15 protein-coding genes are annotated in these 17188 nt (G+C 39.5%); 5 read left to right on the forward strand and 10 right to left on the reverse strand.

Annotated elements, in window-relative coordinates; all coding sequences use genetic code 11:
- Positions 1-27 precede the first annotated feature (27 nt).
- The 8 genes from HMPREF1320_RS06480 to HMPREF1320_RS11545 all read right to left on the reverse strand — a co-directional run bounded on the left by HMPREF1320_RS06480 (position 28) and on the right by HMPREF1320_RS11545 (position 5546).
- A complete protein-coding gene (locus HMPREF1320_RS06480) occupies positions 28-789 on the reverse strand; it encodes an MBL fold metallo-hydrolase (RefSeq protein WP_009418142.1) in 762 nt (253 codons plus the stop codon).
- 83 nt (positions 790-872) lie between these two features.
- On the reverse strand, positions 873-1031 hold the full coding sequence (gene rpmH, locus HMPREF1320_RS11215) for a 50S ribosomal protein L34 (RefSeq protein ID WP_002669412.1): 159 nt from the start codon (positions 1029-1031) through the stop codon (positions 873-875).
- A gap of 104 nt (positions 1032-1135) precedes the next feature.
- Positions 1136-1894 carry a carboxypeptidase-like regulatory domain-containing protein gene (locus tag HMPREF1320_RS06485; protein ID WP_009418141.1) on the reverse strand — a complete coding sequence of 253 codons (759 nt, stop codon included), beginning with the start codon at positions 1892-1894 and terminating at the stop codon, positions 1136-1138.
- A 75-nt stretch (positions 1895-1969) separates the two neighbouring features.
- A complete protein-coding gene (gene eno, locus HMPREF1320_RS06490; protein ID WP_009417947.1) occupies positions 1970-3262 on the reverse strand; it encodes a phosphopyruvate hydratase in 1293 nt (430 codons plus the stop codon).
- A gap of 121 nt (positions 3263-3383) precedes the next feature.
- On the reverse strand, positions 3384-3854 hold the full coding sequence (locus HMPREF1320_RS06495; RefSeq protein ID WP_009418058.1) for a DinB family protein: 471 nt from the start codon (positions 3852-3854) through the stop codon (positions 3384-3386).
- Positions 3855-3970: 116 nt separating this feature from the next.
- The gene (carA, locus tag HMPREF1320_RS06500) at positions 3971-5071 is read right to left on the reverse strand and encodes a glutamine-hydrolyzing carbamoyl-phosphate synthase small subunit (RefSeq protein ID WP_009417999.1); all 1101 of its coding nucleotides are present in this window, start codon (positions 5069-5071) and stop codon (positions 3971-3973) included.
- Between the two features lie 185 nt (positions 5072-5256).
- Positions 5257-5403, reverse strand: a complete 147-nt coding sequence (locus HMPREF1320_RS11540; protein WP_198006263.1) for a hypothetical protein — start codon at positions 5401-5403, stop codon at positions 5257-5259.
- On the reverse strand, positions 5400-5546 hold the full coding sequence (locus HMPREF1320_RS11545) for a hypothetical protein (protein ID WP_198006264.1): 147 nt from the start codon (positions 5544-5546) through the stop codon (positions 5400-5402). Before HMPREF1320_RS11545 ends, HMPREF1320_RS11540 begins: the two co-directional genes overlap by 4 nt.
- Positions 5547-5911: 365 nt before the next feature.
- Between HMPREF1320_RS11545 and HMPREF1320_RS06505 the strand changes: the two genes are divergently transcribed.
- The gene (locus HMPREF1320_RS06505) at positions 5912-7051 is read left to right on the forward strand and encodes a TlpA family protein disulfide reductase (protein WP_009418107.1); all 1140 of its coding nucleotides are present in this window, start codon (positions 5912-5914) and stop codon (positions 7049-7051) included.
- A gap of 48 nt (positions 7052-7099) precedes the next feature.
- Positions 7100-8356: a hypothetical protein gene (locus tag HMPREF1320_RS06510; RefSeq protein WP_009418071.1), complete on the forward strand. Its 1257-nt coding sequence runs from the start codon at positions 7100-7102 to the stop codon at positions 8354-8356.
- A gap of 160 nt (positions 8357-8516) precedes the next feature.
- Here HMPREF1320_RS06510 and metK read toward each other — a convergent pair whose 3' ends face one another.
- Positions 8517-9770 (reverse strand): methionine adenosyltransferase, encoded by a 1254-nt coding sequence (gene metK / locus HMPREF1320_RS06515; RefSeq protein WP_009418001.1) that lies wholly within the window; start codon positions 9768-9770, stop codon positions 8517-8519.
- A gap of 277 nt (positions 9771-10047) precedes the next feature.
- Positions 10048-10662: a hypothetical protein gene (locus HMPREF1320_RS06520; RefSeq protein WP_009417930.1), complete on the reverse strand. Its 615-nt coding sequence runs from the start codon at positions 10660-10662 to the stop codon at positions 10048-10050.
- Positions 10663-11069: 407 nt separating this feature from the next.
- On the opposite strand from HMPREF1320_RS06520, the gene HMPREF1320_RS06525 reads away from it, so the two are divergent.
- The 3 genes from HMPREF1320_RS06525 (at position 11070) to HMPREF1320_RS06535 (ending at position 16932) form a co-directional block, all read left to right on the forward strand.
- Positions 11070-14126, forward strand: a complete 3057-nt coding sequence (locus tag HMPREF1320_RS06525; RefSeq protein ID WP_009418077.1) for a SusC/RagA family TonB-linked outer membrane protein — start codon at positions 11070-11072, stop codon at positions 14124-14126.
- Positions 14127-14135: 9 nt separating this feature from the next.
- The gene (locus tag HMPREF1320_RS06530) at positions 14136-15644 is read left to right on the forward strand and encodes a RagB/SusD family nutrient uptake outer membrane protein (protein ID WP_009418104.1); all 1509 of its coding nucleotides are present in this window, start codon (positions 14136-14138) and stop codon (positions 15642-15644) included.
- Positions 15645-15711: 67 nt separating this feature from the next.
- A complete protein-coding gene (locus tag HMPREF1320_RS06535) occupies positions 15712-16932 on the forward strand; it encodes a DUF6051 family protein (RefSeq protein ID WP_009417907.1) in 1221 nt (406 codons plus the stop codon).
- Positions 16933-17188: the final 256 nt, after the last annotated feature.

Raw genomic sequence — 17188 nt, forward strand, 5'->3', positions numbered from 1 at the left:
CTCGCCCACCTAATAATTAACTAAATATTAACATTCTATTACTAAGTTATCATATGCCAAAAATACGTTTTTAGGCAATCTTTTTTGTATCTCATCGTGAAAACCAAAGGTTTGGCTCACGTGCGTGAGATAGGTGCGCTTAGGTTGTACATCTCCTATAATTTCCAAAGCTTCTGCTAAATTGAGGTGTGTAGGGTGCGCATCATCTCTTAGGCAATTCAATACTAAAACATCTAAATCTCGTAGTTTTTCTCTTTCGCTCTTGTCTATATATTTGGCATCGGTAATATAACCCAAGTCTTCTATCCGATAGCCTACGATGGGCAAATTACCGTGCATTATGTGTATAGGTTCAACTGTTTTACCATACAAAGTAAAAGGCACTTCGTCTACCTCGTGAGGTATTACCGAGGGAGCTCCTTCATATCGGTTTTCAGTGGCAAAGATATAACCAAAACGCACTCTCAGCTCATTGATTACTCTTTTTAGTCCGTAGATGGGCATATCGCCTTGCAAGCGTACAAAAGGGCGTATGTCGTCCATTCCGGCGGTATGATCGGCGTGCTCGTGAGTGAACAGTATAGCCTCCAAATGCTGTACATCGTTGGTGAGCATTTGCTGTCTAAAATCAGGACTGCAATCTATTGCAATATTGGTATCTTCCCAACTGATAAGTGCCGAAGTGCGCAACCGTTTATCTTTTGGGTTGGTACTTTTCCCCACAGGGTGGTTGCTTGCTATTACGGGAATTCCTTGTGAGGTACCTGTGCCGAGGAAAGTAATTTTCATAATAATGATAAATGATTAATGGTTAATGATTAATTTCACAAGTCATTAATCATTAACCACTAATCTTTAAACAATTAAAATTGTTATTTTTTATGTCTTGGCTCAGAGGATACAGTAAGTTTTTTGCGTCCTTTAGCGCGACGGCGTGCTAATACTTTTCTACCATTGGCAGTTGCCATACGTTCTCTGAATCCGTGTTTATTTCTTCTTTTTCTCTTTGAAGGTTGAAATGTTCTTTTCATTGCTTGTTAATCTTTAAAATCTTATTAAAAATAATACTTTATCTCTCTATTTTATCAATAGCGGGGCAAAAGTACGTCAATTTTTTGGAATGACAAAATATTTTTTATTTTTTCTTGTGTAAAACCCTATATTCTTCGTAACACTGACTGATGGCTTCAAGCACTTGCAGGTCGTTTGCCGTCATTATAAAATCGTTAGAATAGTTGCAAGAGCGAATGATATCTTCTAACTCACTACGGTCTACTTGCAAAAGTTCTAATAGGGTTTCGCGGTCGTAACGGGTGGAAAGAGCATCGCTCAATTCGTTGTCTTTGCGCATCTCTCTCAGTTTGCGCATTTCTTTCCCTTTGGCACTAAACGAGCGACTCAGCAAGTCGGCAGGGTTCATTACAGCACTTAGCACTCTACCCACAGCACTTGCACTAGCTCTACTTTCATAACCTATATCTAACCCCGAAATGCTATAACGCGTATTGTCATTGATAGGTGCATTTTTAGCGTCAATATCCAAATAACCTGTGAGTTTATAAGGGGTTACAACCACTTCTTGTAAAGTATAAGCAAGCTCTGTCATTCCTATTTTCAACCCTTGATATTTTATCATATCGTTTGTTATGCGTATCTTGGTAGATTTATACCCTAAAAAAGAAATGTATAGCGTGTCGTTAGCACTTACTCTGATACTAAAATCACCTTTGTCATTGGTAGTAGTACCTCTTACTTTATTGAGGTTCAAGATGTGTACATTAGGCATTGGTTTATTGTTTTGCACACTGTAAATATGTCCGTGCAACACTGTTTCCTGAGCTACAAGTGTCGTCACACATAAAAACATACAAAACCATAATATCTTCTTCATCATACTTACTTCTTTTAAGGGTAAAAAAATGGGTGTTCGAGGAGTGCCCTCGAACACCCTCCTAATCATATTAAAACATTAGTTCTTTACATTGAAGGCTTTTTCTTTAGGATAGTAAGCTACTGAACCCAAAGATTCTTCGATGCGGAGCAATTGGTTGTACTTCGCCATACGGTCAGAACGTGAAGCCGAACCTGTTTTGATTTGTCCGGTGTTCAAAGCTACTGCCAAGTCGGCAATAGTGTTGTCTTCTGTTTCTCCTGAACGGTGAGACATTACGGCAGTATAACCAGCGCGGTTTGCCATATCTACGGCTGCGATAGTTTCAGACAAAGTACCGATTTGGTTTACTTTGATGAGAATAGAGTTGGCAATACCTTTGGCAATACCTCTTTCAAGGATAGATACGTTAGTAACGAACAAATCGTCACCTACCAATTGTACTTTTTTGCCCAATCTGTCAGTAAGGAGTTTCCATCCGTCCCAGTCGTTTTGATCCATACCGTCTTCGATAGAGATGATAGGGTATTTAGCTACCAATTCTGCCAAGTAGTCAGCTTGTTCAGCTGAAGTACGTACTTTACCTTTAGCACCTTCAAAGATAGTATAATCGTATTTGCCATTTTTGTAGAACTCAGAAGAAGCACAGTCTAAGGCGATTTTGATATCTTCACCCCATTTGTAGCCTGCTTCTTTTACAGCTTCTTTAATAGAATCGAGAGCGTCTTCGATGTCTTTAAAGTTAGGAGCAAAACCTCCTTCATCACCTACGGCAGTGCTCAATCCTTTTTTGTGCAATACCTTTTTAAGGTTGTGGAACACTTCTGAACCCATTTGGATAGCTTGTGAAAAGTTCTTAGCGTTCACAGGCATAATCATAAACTCTTGGAAAGCAATAGGCGCATCGGAGTGTGCCCCAGCGTTGATGATGTTCATCATTGGTACAGGCAAAGTGTGAGCACTTACCCCACCTACATAACGGTACAAAGGCAAACCGAGTTCTTCAGCAGCGGCTCTTGCTACTGCCAATGATACTCCAAGAATAGCGTTAGCTCCTAATTTAGATTTGTTAGGAGTACCGTCGAGCTCAATCATTGTTTTGTCGATAAGGTTCTGTTCGAAAACGTCCATACCTACGATTTCTTCTGCGATGATATCGTTTACATTAGCAACGGCTTTGAGTACGCCTTTACCCATATAACTTTTACCACCGTCGCGCAATTCAACGGCTTCGTATTCACCTGTCGATGCTCCTGATGGAACAGCAGCTCTACCAAGGAAACCATTCTCGGTCATTACATCTACTTCTACGGTTGGATTTCCTCTTGAATCCAAAATCTGACGTGCGTGCACGCTTACAATAATACTCATATATTTTGTTATTTAATTATTTACGAATTTAATTAGAAAATTAGTCAATGTGATAATTAGCAAATTTTGTAATGCAAAAGCTACATAAGACAATTTGCTAATTTACTAATTTTCTCATTTGCTAATTACCAAAGCTTTCTCTTCCCCAAAAGAAAGGCGGTTCGATACCCAAAGCGCGGAGGTAAGTATACCCTTGTCCGCGATGGTGACTCTCGTTTTCAATGAAGTATAATATCCATTGGGCAAAGCTGAAAGTCATTTGATAAATAGTGAATGGTTGGGTATAATCACCTACTTTTTGCCATTCACGGTCGAGAATTTCAGTAGCTCTATCCCACAAAGCCAATACTTCTGCTTTGGTAGTAGGAAAGGCTCCTTTTAAGAAAAGCGTGTGTTGCTCCTGAAATCTCTCTTTAAAAAGATAGTCCATAACTCTCAAAAACTCTTCTACCATTCCTGAAAACGGACGCAAGTTGGCAATACTGAACTCAAAGAGGTCTTTCTCGGGAAAAGCCTCAATCACCTTGCGGGTGAGGGCACGTACATCTTTTAGGTTAGTGAGTAGTGCTTCGGGTGTAAGTAATTCTTTCATATTAATTGTTAGTGTTTAGTCCTTAGTTTTTAGCCTATATTTTGTACTCTTCTTATCCTTTTCACGGCTTGTCCCCCTTCGGGGGTTCGGGGGTAATTTTCTAATTTTCACATTTTCTAATTCTCCAATTGCTTCACAAATTGGTCGAACAAATAGGTCGCATCATTAGGACCAGGAGCGGCTTCAGGGTGATACTGCACACTGAAACACTTCTTGCCTTTCACTCGTAAACCCATCACAGTATTGTCGTTTAGATGGGTATGCGTGATTTCCATATTAGGGTTAGCTTCTGCTTCTGCCCTATTCACAGCAAAACCGTGATTCTGAGAGGTAATCTCGTCCTTACCTGTAAGCAAATTCTTCACAGGGTGATTAATACCACGGTGACCGTTGTGCATTTTGTAAGTGCTAATGCCGTTTGCCAGTGCAATAATCTGATGTCCTAAGCAAATGCCAAAGATAGGCAAATCTTCTGCTATCATCTGCTTTACTTGGGCAATCACCTCGGTGAGTGGTTCGGGGTCGCCAGGACCATTAGACAAGAAATAGCCATTGGGGTTCCACGCTTTAAGCTCAGCCAAAGGCGTGTTGTACGGAAATACTTTGATGTACATATCACGGGCTGCCAAGTTGCGCAAGATATTTTTCTTGATGCCGAAATCGAGCGCTGCTACTTTGTACTTCGCTTCTGGATTGCCAAAAAAATAAGGTTCAGTAACCGACACTTTCGATGCCAATTCTAAACCTTTCATATTAGGAATCTCATTTAAGCGAGCTTTGAGCAGTGCTAAATCATCAGTTTCTGTGGAAATAACAGCGTTCATCGAGCCATTATCACGAATATAACTCACCAAAGCGCGAGTATCTACTTCACAAATGGCTACCAAGTGGTTACGGTCTAAAAAGTCTTTCAAGGTTTCCTCGGCAACAGCACGGGAGGCATCATAACTAAAATTTCTACATACCAGCCCTGCAATTTTCATACCATTCGATTCGTTGTCGTCTTCACAGATACCGTAATTGCCAATATGAGCATTGGTCATCACCATAATCTGACCAAAGTACGAAGGGTCAGTAAATATTTCCTGATAGCCTGTCATACCCGTATTGAAACACACTTCGCCAAAAGCAGTACCTTCATAGCCAACGCTTTTACCATAAAAGGCAGTGCCATCAGCAAGGAGCAATACCGCTTTTTTCTTTTGTTGATACTTCATTGTGCTATTTCCTTAAATCGAGTGCAAAGGTACAAAATATTTTTGAAATATAAATAATCAATGATATTTTTTAGCCTAAACCTATTAAAATTATTTCAATATTACCCTAAAATACAATCAATATTCATCTTATCTCCATCTTATCTTCACCTTATCTCCATTCATCGTTCGTTCATTCTTCGTTTTTATTGTTCGTTCATTGTTCGTTCATTGTTCGTCTTTTGTTCGTTCATCGTTCGTCTTTTGTTCGTCTTTTGTTCGTTCTTTGTTCGTTCTTTGTTCGTTCTTTGTTCATTTGCCCGTGCGACTCGCACCGTTTTTTGTTCGTTCATTGTTCGTTGTAGACCCACTGTAGAGCCACTGTAGACCCACTGTAGAGCCACTGTAGAGCCACTGTAGAGCCACTGTAGAGCCACTGTAGAGCTACTGTAGAGCCACTGAAAGACCACTCATTGTTCGTCTTTTGTTCGTTCATTGTTCGTCATTTGTTCGTCTCACTTTTCCGTTACAACACTCCCTCTCCTTGGGAGAGGGTTGGGGAGAGGATATTTTGTTCGTTCTTTGTTCATTTGCCCGTGCGGCTCGCACCGTTTTTTGTTCCTCCTAGCTTCCAATAATCTTCAATTTGCAACCTTATTCTCTTCTTCTAAAAACTTTTCACACTTCATTTCTCATTTACTAATTTTCAAATTTGCTAATAGTACCTACCCTTGTACTACCCTTTACCTTTTACCTTTTAACCCCTTCATTAATCATTAACCATTATTTAAATATTCATAAAAAAAGTTTCTATTTCCAAAAAAATATTATACCTTTGTCATTATTTTAAATTCTAAAGCTATGAAACAACTATTTATTGCATTTCTCATTGTGTTAGGATTGAGTGCTTGTACCAATCCTGAAGAAGCTATAAAAGCGTATCAGCAACAAAAGGAAGCTATAGGTTTGCAGACTCCCGAAAAGCAAAATGAACTTTTAGGGCAGAACCCCGTTGCTTTTCAGCAGAACCTACAAGCGATAAGTAAACAATGCGCTGAGGTGTTAGCTAACGCTAAAGGATTACCTTCTGATTTTATAGTTAAAGAAGAGAAAGAGAACCAATACGAACTCTTGTCTCTTACTTCTGTTTATTTACTGAATCATCGCAAATATACCGAAGAAGAAGCTCCTGCTATCAAAGCCTTGGAAGAATCTTTTAAAGATGTAGATTTAGATAACGCTACCGATTTCGATGCGTATAATGCTTATAAAACCTTAGTGCATAATTGCTTCCAACTGAAAATCTATCGCTATCAAGTGCAATATGAGTTCAACGACCCGTGGGGTAAGATTTTAGCCGATTTCAATACGCTCAAATCACAAAATATTAAAGAAGACCTCACCCCTTTGCTCATCGAAGGTGTATCGGCTACCTCGGCTGAGACTACCAATGAACAGATTATAGCCTTAGTGCAAAAGGCAGTAAAAGATAACGAACTGTTAAACGCTCTTTCAGGACGCATTGCTACAGTAAACCGACTTAAAGCAGGACAACCTTTCCCTCTTTTTAAAGGTCTTACCGACCTAAACGATAAAGAAGTGAAATATGAGAGTTTACCCCTCAAAGGCAAATTGCTATTTGTAGATATATGGGCTACTTATTGCCCTGATTGCCGTAAAGAGTTGCCCGCCTTAGAAGCCTTACAGCAATCCTATAAAGGTAAGCCTATTGTCTTTCTCAGTATTTCAGTAGACCGTGATAAAGAAGCGTGGAAAGAGATGGTAAAGAATGATAAACTAAGTGGTATTCATCTGTATACCACCCCAGAAGTGAAAGATACTTATAAGTTTTTATACGACTTGCGAAGTATCCCTCGCTATATGCTTATCGATGCGCAGGGTAATATCATCAACAGCAATGCACCAATGCCTTCCGATAAAAACTTGAAGGAATTGATAGATGTGAGTTTAATGGCTCTTACCAATCCTAAAGCTAAATAAAAACTTTGCGTTAAGAATATATTTTTTAAACCAATATTATACCATAAAATGAAAAGAATTCTATTTTTAGTAGCTTTATTGATGGCAATTCCTGCCTCAGCTCAGTTGCTTCGTCATAATTTCGATGAAGAAGGCGACACTTTTATTCAAGGTATTGTGCGTGGACAGTTTTGGGCTCGCCTTACCGAAACAAACCCTGGTACTACCGTACAAGGTGAACCTGCCGATAAGGTATTCGACCTTTCTGTAAGGCGTTATCGCTTAGGCTTCTTCGCCCAAGTAGAAAAGAAATGGTTGTTCTATATCCTAATGGGAAATAACAATCTCAACCAAAGTACCCTCCAAAGCTCCGATTTCCGTCTGCTTGACGTGCTCGGTCAGTATACTTTTAGCGAAAAATTGAGCATTGGGGTAGCCAAGACCACCTTTGCAGGAGCTGGGCGCTTTTCCAACGCTTTCTCTAACGGCTCTATGCTCACTCTCGACCCTTCCGTTTATTATCTTAACACCCTTAATCATTTCGATGATATGGGGCGTAGGATAGGTGTTTACGCCAAAGGTCAGTTAGGAAAGATTGATTATTTTGTGTCTTTGCAAAATTCACCTGCCCCCTCTGATAATGTTCGTACAGCTTTTAATTATAGCAAAGGGCAACCCAAAGTGCTTACTTCCTCTTACCTAAAATATGAGTTTTGGGACGATGAGAGCAACAAATTGCCTACTAGCGGAGGTAATGGCACTTATTTAGGAACTAAACACATAATGAATCTCGGTATTGGCTATGAATATCAAGCTAAAATAAGAGAAATCACTGATGGAACTAATACTTCCTATCGCGATTACTTCAATTTAGGAATCGACTTTTTTATAGATACTCCTATTTCTGAACGCAACGACGCTATTACTGCTTATTTGGGCTTTAACAGCACTCATTTTGGTAGTGATTATGTGAGAAGTGTGGGTGCTAATAGCATTTTTGCAGGAGGAACCTCTCTTAATGGGGCTGGTAATGCTACTCCCGCCATAGGTACAGGTAGTACCTTATTCTTGCAATTAGGCTATCTGCTTCCTAAATGGGAAAATTGTAATATCCGTATACAACCCAATGCAGGCTGGCGATTTGCTAACTATAAAGCCCTCAACAGCAACGTGAATATTTATTCAGTAGGCGTGAATACTTATTTTAACGGACAAAAAAGCAAACTCTCCTTAGGCTATGAGAACCGCCCTATCTTCGATGCTACTGATAAAAAGGTAAGTACTCGCTTAGGTACTTTTGTATTGCAATACCAAATAGAGCTTTAAGAGAGAATATTGGATAGTGAAAAGTCGTTTTTCTATCATATATTCTCCCTTCCAATTATTTAATTTGCATTGTATATCACCTCCTAAAAAATAAAAGAAGGCTGTCTGTTTTATATCAGACAGCCTTCTTTATATTAATATTGACATTAACCACTAATCATTAATCATTAAAAAAAGTGTTTTTTACTTTCTCTACAAAGTCTAACTTTTCCCAAGTAAAAAGCTCTACTTCTATCGTTTTTGTCTTGTGATAAGGTGACGAGAACACTTTGGTTACCACCTTAGGTGTACGTCCCATATGTCCGTAAGATGCTGTTTCGCTATAGATAGGATTGCGTAGTTTCAGGCGTTGTTCTATATCATACGGACGCAAAGGGAAGATTTCTTGTATCTTCTTCGCTATTTCACCATCGGTGAGGTTTACCTTAGCTGTACCATAAGTATTTACGTACACGCCCGTAGGTTCGGCTACCCCTATGGCGTAACTCACTTGCACCAATATCTCATCGGCTACTCCTGCGGCTACTAAGTTCTTAGCGATGTGTCGCATAGCATAAGCTGCACTGCGGTCTACCTTGCTCGGGTCTTTGCCGGAGAAAGCACCTCCGCCGTGAGCTCCTTTACCGCCATACGTATCTACGATAATTTTACGACCAGTCAAGCCTGTATCGCCGTGAGGACCTCCTATCACGAAGATACCCGTAGGGTTGATGTGGTAAATAATCTTGTCGTCAAAGAATGGTGCATATTGAGGATACTTTTTAATCACACGCGGTATGAGAATGTTCACAATGTCTTCTTTTATCTTTTGAAGCATCTTCTTTTCCGTGTCGAACTCGTCGTGTTGGGTAGAAATCACAATCGTGTTCACGCGCACCGGTTTGTTGTCATCGCTGTATTCAAGGGTTACTTGGCTTTTCGCATCGGGGCGCAAATAGGTAATCTCTTTGTTTTCACGACGTAAATCGGCTAATTCTCTCAGCAAAGCGTGCGAGAGGTCTAAGGCAAGAGGCATATAGTTTTCGGTTTCGTTTACCGCATAACCAAACATCATTCCTTGGTCGCCAGCCCCTTGTTCTTCGGGGTTACCGCGGTCTACCCCCTGATTGATATCGGGCGATTGTTCGTGAATTGCTGAAAGCACACCACACGATTTGGCTTCAAACATATAGTCGCTTTTAGTATAGCCAATTTTCTCAATCACGTTGCGCGCAATTTGTTGTACATCTATGTAGGTGTTCGATTTTACTTCCCCAGCCAATATTACCTGACCGGTAGTAACTAAAGTCTCGCACGCCACCTTCGAATGAGGGTCGAAAGCAAGAAAGTTGTCGATTAGAGCATCGCTTATTTGGTCTGCGATTTTGTCGGGGTGTCCTTCAGAAACGGACTCAGAGGTGAATAAATATCCCATTGGTAATTATGATTTAGTAGAGGACGCAATTGTAAAGAAGAATGGGGAACCGACGTGAAAAGCAAGTAAAGATTACTGTTTTAGCATTTTTCGGGGAGTACCCCAAGAGGTTGCAATCAGTACAAATTTGTCCTCTTGTTATGTTTTTCGGTGCAAAGGTATAAAATAATTATAAATGAACAATTATAAATAAATAAATTTCTCTACTGTTCACTCGCTCACACCTATTTGTCGTGCTAATTGCCTGTGTGGCTCGCACTTCACTGTGTGGCTCACACTAAAGTCCTATCACTATCCCAACACTCGGTATAAAACCACTGCTGAAAACACTTTTGTCCTTCTTGTAGAGCACATTGTAGCTCACACCTATCTGTATATACACATTACCCCCCACATTTTGCATATAACCAGCTCCCACATACAAGGCGTCTTCCTCAGTATTGTATTTGTAATTGGTGCTTTTATGCTTCTGAGAGATAAAATAATGCTGATAAGAACTACTCACATACGCCACCCTACCTATGTAATAGGTTAAAGCAGGACCTACGCCCACTAACAAACTGCGGTAGTATTCCGAGTTTTGAAAAGAACCATTCACCACAGCAGCAAGCTCCAAATCCTCAGTGATTTTGTACCCTAAGCGTGGCGATACATCAATTCCCAATCCATAAGTGGAGTAGCCAATGCCTATATTTCCCCCATAAGTCCAAGGGCTAGGACGGCTGTTTTGGTAATCAGGGTCTAAAATGTTAGGACTTTGTGACCAAGCTAAGTGGCTCATAACAAGGAGTGTGATAGCTGATAAAAAGCGCTTCATATTCATATGTTTATATTTTTCGGCAAAGATAATAAATAATTGCAAATAGCCAAATCTTACCTTATCAATAAGCAATGGCGTATTTTTCTATAAGATAATACTTTTTTAGAAAAACCAATAACAGAACATAAGTGTAACTACCTTATAGTGCTCAGCCAAGGTGTACAAAGGCTTTCGGTAACATTCCTATATCTATCTTCCAAGATTCGTTCAAGCTTCCTATAAGCTTCCTATAAGCTCCATATAAAAATTTTTTGCCCCAAAAAAACGCTCATAAAAAATATATTCATCACATTTTCAGTATATAAACTCTCAAAGTTCTAAAAACGCCATTTTGTCAATAAAGAGGCTATAAAACATATTTATTTTCTGTTTTGAGTTCTATTTTTAGAAAAATATTCTAAATGAAGAATCTCTTTTTTCTTTTGTTTGTTTTTTTCATTTTTTTTTAGAAAACTTTGCACTGAAAAATAAAGCGATTTATGAATTTGAAAAATTTATTAGTTTTTGTAGGTATTTTCCTTTGGGTATTACCTTCCTTAGCGCAAAATGTAACGATTAAGGGCTCGGTGAAAGACACGAAGGGTGAACCTATGATGGGCGCTTTTGTCTTTATAAAAGGCACCCAACACGGTACTTCTACTGACTTTGATGGCAACTATACTCTCAATGCCCAAGTAGGCGATGTACTCAAATATTCATTCTTGGGAATGAAATCCGTCGAAAAGAAAGTAACGGCAGGTGTAACCCAAATAGATATCGTCCTTCAAGACGATATTCAACAATTAGAGGGTACAGTGGTAACTGGCTATGGAGGCAAGAAAATAGCCAGTCGCACAGTGGCTTCGGTAGCTACTGTAAAAGGAAAAGATTTTGCCGAAACCCCTAATGCTAATATCACCGATGCACTACAAGGTAAAGTAGCAGGTATGGTGGTAACTACCGAGTCCGGAAGACCAGGAGCAAGCTCTTCGGTACTCATTCACGGACTCAACACGTTTATGTCAGTTTTTGATAAGACGATAGTCTCAGAACCTTTGTATATAATAGATGGTGCCCCTGTAAGTGGCGATATAATGACGATGTATAACCCTACCGATATAGAGAGCGTAACAGTACTCAAAGATGCTGCTTCTACTTCTATCTATGGAGCTCGTGCTGCCAATGGGGTGATTTTAATTACTACCAAAAGAGGTAAACGCAATGAGCGCACTCATATTACTATTAATCATCAGTTGGGCTTCTCAATGCGCACCAATGTAACTCGCAAATTTTTTGATAATATGGCGAGCCCACAAGAGTATATGGACTTTTGGGTAAAAAAAGACCCCAATGCTATTGTAGCCTTCGGTAGGCGTTCGGGCTACACCCAAACTACGGCAAGAGCTATCGCCGATAGTATCTTGGCAGCAAATCCTTATAATACACGTTGGGATAAAGTTTTCTTTCGCGATTTCGCTCCTATCTCACGCACCGATATGTCTATTTCGGGAGGAAGTAATACTACTTCTTATTACATTTCGTTGGGCTACTTAGACCAACAGGGTATCAAGGCGCGTTCGGACTACAAACGCTATAATCTCAATACTAATTTAGACACTCAAATAACCGATTGGCTTAAAGCAGGGCTTTCAATCTCCTTAGGAACTACCACTGCCGAAGGAGTATCGAATGCTGGTAGTGAAACCGATATATTGTCGCTCCCTATTTATTCTCCCAAAGAGAGCGATGGGAAGAGAAAGAATTACATTCCTTCTTTTATTAATCGTCAAAATGGCTTTTTTCATCCTGATTATATGGCTGAAAAATACCCTTCTATTGATTATACTGAGGATATATTGCCTATAGGGTATTTATTAATAGAACCTATCAAGAACTTAACATTTAAAAGTCAAGTAGGGATACAGTATAATGTAAATGAAACTGAAAGCAAAGGGCCTCTACCTTCTTATATAGATTATCGTTATAGTAATGATAGTAGCAAAACGGTAGCACAAACCTTTCGCTATCTCAATAAATACATACAGCGTACTTATACTAACCTATTGCAATACAAATGGAATATAAAGAACTTACACGATTTTGACTTCCTATTGGGGCAAGAATCTATCGAAACGCTGTGGCGCTCGTTCAACGCATCGTCTAAGGGGCAACCTTCTGATGCTTTATCAATGCTCAGTCACGGAACTAAAGAATATAATGTAGGAGATAGCCAATCTGAATCAGGATTTAATTCCTATTTTGCCCGTTTGGAATACTCTTATAAATACCGTTATTTTATAGACCTATCAGCACGCCGTGATGGTTCATCAGCCTTTGGCTCAAATAATCGCTATGCCAATTTCTGGGCGATAGGAGGAATGTGGAAACTCAAAGAAGAGAAGTTTTTGCAAAAGATAAATTGGCTTACCAGCTTAGATTTGCGTTTTAGCACCGGTATTTCGGGCAACTCTTCTATTGGTGATTATCGCAATAGAACCTTGGTAGATGCTTCAAAATTATATAAGCAAACCCCAGGTTATTTTATTGCGATGCTCGGTAATCCCGATATTATGTGGGAAGAACAACAGAAAACAACACTCGGCTTGCATATCGGTATCGCCAAAGGTACTACTATCAATTTTGAAGTGTATGAGCGTAATACCCATAAAACTCTTGCACAACGTTATATAAACTCAGCGTCGGGCTTTACTTCTATTCCGGATAATATAGGTGATATGCAAAATAGAGGTTTTGACCTTACTATTTCAACGATTGCGTATAGAAGTAAGAACAATGATTTAAGTATACGTCCTTATTTCAATATGAATTACAATGAACAGAAAGTAACCTCGCTATTCTTGAGCAAAGATAATTTTGTGAATAGACTTTTTAATAATGGATATAGGCTAAATGAACCATTACAATGGGCATTACCAATATTTAAGGGTATCAATAAAGACGGAGATGCCGAATGGTATCAACGAAACGAAGATAACCCTATGATACAACAAAAAGACGACTCCAAAGTTACGACCCAATTCAGTGAAGACCTAATACAAACTACAGGCAAGAAAATGTTTGCACCTATCAATGGTGGTTTTGGGCTAAGTGCTACTTATAAGAATGTATCACTCGATTTGGCATTTTCTTATGCTTTGGGCAAATGGCTTATCAATGAAGACCGATACTATACTTTAAACCAAAGCACTTTTGGAGGTAAGAATTTTAATAGAGAATTGTTTAACTATTGGAAACAAGAAGGTGATGATACAGAGTTGCCTAAACTCAGCAGTGCTTATTATATGCGCAAAGATACCCGCTTACTCGAAAATGCCTCTTATATGCGCTTGAAGAGTATAAGTTTAAGTTATGCGCTTCCTCAGGAGGTAATAGACCAAATGAGATTCTTTTCAGGAGTGCGCCTATATGCATCGGCTCGTAATATTTTCACCATTACCAAATATTCAGGAGCCGACCCTGAGTTTTCTAATACGTTATCAAGAGGAGGTTATCCGCCTGCTCGTCAATTTACTATAGGTGTAGAACTTAAATTCTAAAAAGGGAAAATGAAAAAAATAATATATATAGCACTTTTATGTTCTTTTTTGGTGTCGTTGCCTACGGGTTGTGCTCGTTTGGACTTAGACCCTTATAATTACGCCAGTGAGAATACCAGTTTTAAGAATAAGCGTGATGCCGAGATGTGGGTAAACGGGATGTATAACGCTTTGCGGGATTACAATCAGGGGCAACAGATGTATGCCTCAGACCTCCAAGCCGATTATCTCAACGCAGCTGCGGGAGCAATGGAAAAGTTACCCGATATGCATCGGTGGTCTACGTTTGCTTCTTCGGAGCACGCTACTGCCTCTATATGGAAAGAACGCTTCCTTATTATTCAAGATATAAACACAGGTATTAAGGGCTTCCCTAATATACCTGAGCAATCAGAAATACAAGAACTTACAGGAGCTCTCTACTTAGGGCGAGCCTATTGCTTTACCTATTTGGTTACGCACTTCTGCAAGCCTTATAACAGTAGTACAACAACTACCGATTTAGGTTTACCTCTGCTTACAGCTCCTACGCTCAAGAACTTTCCTCCGCGCAGTAGTGTAGCTGAAACCTATGATTTTATACTCAGTGATATTCAGAAAGCTGAAACCTTATTAGCAAACCAAACAGGAGCAGCAGGAGCTGATACTTTCACCCTCGATGCTGCCAGAGCTCTCAAAGCAAGAGTCTTGCTCTATAAAAATGACTGGGCACAAGCCTACCAAGTAGCAGTAGCACTTATCAATACTAATCGCTATCCACTGGCTACCTCTGCCGATGTTTTCAAAAAAATATGGACAGAAGATGATAATGCCGAAAGTATTATCCAGTTATACGCAGCTGTCAATGCAGGAGTTTATGAAACTTCTGATAATACCAATGAGCTCTATTTAGGTGAAAGTGAAAGTTTCTTTTTCCCAGGACAGATAGACGCAAATCCTAATGTGTTGCCTACTCAGGATTTTATAGATTTATTTACCACTGACGACTGGCGAAAAGATGTTTTCTTGAAAGAAGTAACCGTAGGGTTTAGCTCTCTTTATGCTGTAAACAAGTACCCTCGAAATAGAGAATTAGAACCTATTGATAGTTATAATTTTTATTATGGGCATAAGGCTAAGCTTTTCCGCATAGCTGAGACTTACCTTATAGCAGCCGAAGCTGCCTATAAAAACAATGATGAAACTAATGCTAAAAAGTACTTAAACCTATTACGTGCTGCAAGAGGGCTCAGTGCTATTACTACCTCAGGAAGCAACCTTTTTGCCGACATACAAAACGAGCGCAATAGAGAGTTAGCTTTTGAAGATTTCCGCCTGTATGACCTTAATCGCTGGGGATTGCCTGTAAAAAGAGGTACCCCTCAGGATGTAACGGCTATTAGGAATACTCCTGCCTCTGATTATAGTGAACTCAATATTCAGGTAGGAAGTAATTACTATTACAAAATAGTATGGCCTATACCAGTAGATGATATAGACTACGAACAAGGCAATTGGAAACAAAATCCTAATTGGTAATCCTATAATTAGTAAATTAGTAAATGTGAAAATTTGCTAATTTGCTAATTTTCTAATTTATAAAAATATGGAATATTACGAATTATACAAAAAACTAAAAACAGTTTTCGATACCCAGCGCGATACCGAATTACCCGAGCTGGGTATTCGTATTTTGCATAATAGCTTCTTCTCCGAAGGGGCTAAGTATTACTTGCCAGGAAGTCCGCATTTGTTTTGTCAAGAGCATAATTTATCGTTTCCTTCTCAGCTTAATGATGCGCAAGACGACCTCCATTGGGCTGACTATGATGTGGATTGTAATATTCATTTCCAGTATCATATAATACAATCTTTGGGAACTCCAAAAGCTGACGGGGTGATTATCGTATTTCACGGACTTAACGAAAAGAAATGGGATAAATACTTACCGTGGGCTTATGGATTGGCAGCACAAACAGGTAAGGCAGTAATGCTCTTTCCAATAGCCTTCCATATGAGTCGTGCCCCTGAGCGATGGAGCTCTCGCCAAGAAATGTACATTATTGCACAAAAGCGTATGAATGAGTTTCCGGATAATTCGGAAACCTCTTATGTGAATGCGGCGACTTCTACGCGTTTAGATGCCTTTCCTCAACGTCTCTTTTGGTCGGGGTTGCAAACATATAACGATATAGTACAGCTCATCACTGACCTGAAAGCGGGCTTGCTCCCTACCATTGCACCTACGGCTACGGTAGACCTCTTTGGGTATTCCATAGGCTCTTTCCTTTCTGTAATATTGATGATGGCAAATCCCAAAGGCTATTTTACTAATTCCAAGCTCTTTTGTTTCTGCGGAGGTATGACTATCGACCGTATGTTCCCCATCTCTAAATACATAATGGACGGACGTGCAGCGATAACAATGCAGAAAACCTTTGCCGAACTGCTCAGCACCAATTTCAAGAACGATGACCGCCTAAGACATTATCAAGATAGTGACCTTCATTTTGGTGAAGGTTGGTTCAAAACGATGTTGCGCTACAACTATTACCAGAAAGAACGTGAACAGCGCTTTTTGCAGTTGGAGAAGCAAATCAAAGCTTTAGTATTGGAGAAGGACGAGGTAACACCTCCTATTGAGGCACTCAACACCCTTAAAGGAGGTTACAGAAATATCAATATAGAGGTACAAATAGAAGATTTTCCTTATCCGTATACCCATATGAGTCCGTTTGCCCTCACTACCAAGAATGCTCCCCAAGTAACCGAGGCTTTTGAGAGGTTTGTAACATCGGCAGTGGCGTTTTATTTAGGTAAAAGATAAAAGGTAAGGAAATTAGCAAATTTGAGAATTAGCAAATGAGAAATGAAGTGTGAAAAAGTTTTTAGAAGAAGGGAATAAGGTTGAAAATTGAAGGCTATTGGGAGCTAGGACGAACAAAAGACGAACAAAGAACGAACAAAAGACGAAGGAAAGACGAACAAATGACGAATCTATACCGAAGATAAGGCGAAGAAAGGTTATAGAAATATTGGCTATTAGGAGTTGCACTTGTGATGTACTTAACCTATATAATTGT

This window comes from Capnocytophaga sp. oral taxon 335 str. F0486 (assembly GCF_000277665.1).
Classification (GTDB): domain Bacteria; phylum Bacteroidota; class Bacteroidia; order Flavobacteriales; family Flavobacteriaceae; genus Capnocytophaga; species Capnocytophaga ochracea.